Here is a 521-nt window from a genome sequence, read left to right as displayed (position 1 = left end):
ATATGGGCCACGCCATCGAATCCGAGTGGCAGAAGGGGTCGAGCTACATCTGGGTCGAGGACGGGCTACGGATCGAGGACCCCGACCAGGTGATCGTGGAGTCTGATCCCTACCAGCGGCTGGCCTTCACCTTCCACGCGTTCACACCCGAACTGCGGCAGATCGCCCCGGATCTCAGCGAGGAGACCATTGGCGCCGCAGCGGCCGAACGCCGGTCACGCGTGTCGTTCGACATCGAACCCGTCGAGGATCGGGTGAAGCTCACCGTGACCCACGACGGGTTCGACCCGGGCAGCATCGTGCGCGAACTGATCGCGCACGGTTGGCCGCTCAAGCTGTCCAGCCTGAAGTCCGGGCTGGAGCAGGCTGACTAGACCAGCGAGTCCTCCGGCTGACGCTGAACGGGCGCCGGCCACGGCGCAGGCAGCGGACGCTGCCGCACCCGCTGCGGCCACCAGAACCACTTGCCCATCAGCGCCGCGATGGACGGCGTCATGAAGGACCGGATGACCAGGGTGTCG

The 521-nt window shown here is 66.8% G+C and carries 2 protein-coding genes; one reads left to right on the top strand and one right to left on the bottom strand.

What is annotated here, in order from left to right; all coding sequences use genetic code 11:
- Positions 1–374: SRPBCC domain-containing protein (locus tag RNB18_RS51000; RefSeq protein WP_311720926.1), on the top strand; the 374-nt coding region annotated here is incomplete at its 5' end.
- On the opposite strand, the gene RNB18_RS53995 is transcribed toward RNB18_RS51000, so the two are convergent.
- A complete protein-coding gene (locus RNB18_RS53995) occupies positions 371–508 on the bottom strand; it encodes a hypothetical protein (RefSeq protein WP_394817806.1) in 138 nt (45 codons plus the stop codon). The two genes, RNB18_RS51000 and RNB18_RS53995, sit on opposite strands and share 4 nt — an antisense overlap.
- Positions 509–521: the final 13 nt, after the last annotated feature.

It is taken from the genome of Streptomyces doebereineriae (assembly GCF_031845645.1).
In the GTDB taxonomy this organism is placed as follows: Bacteria; Actinomycetota; Actinomycetes; order Streptomycetales; family Streptomycetaceae; genus Streptomyces; species Streptomyces canus.
The sequence above is the reverse complement of the archived record's forward strand: the minus strand, read 5'-3'. Positions and strand labels throughout refer to the sequence as shown.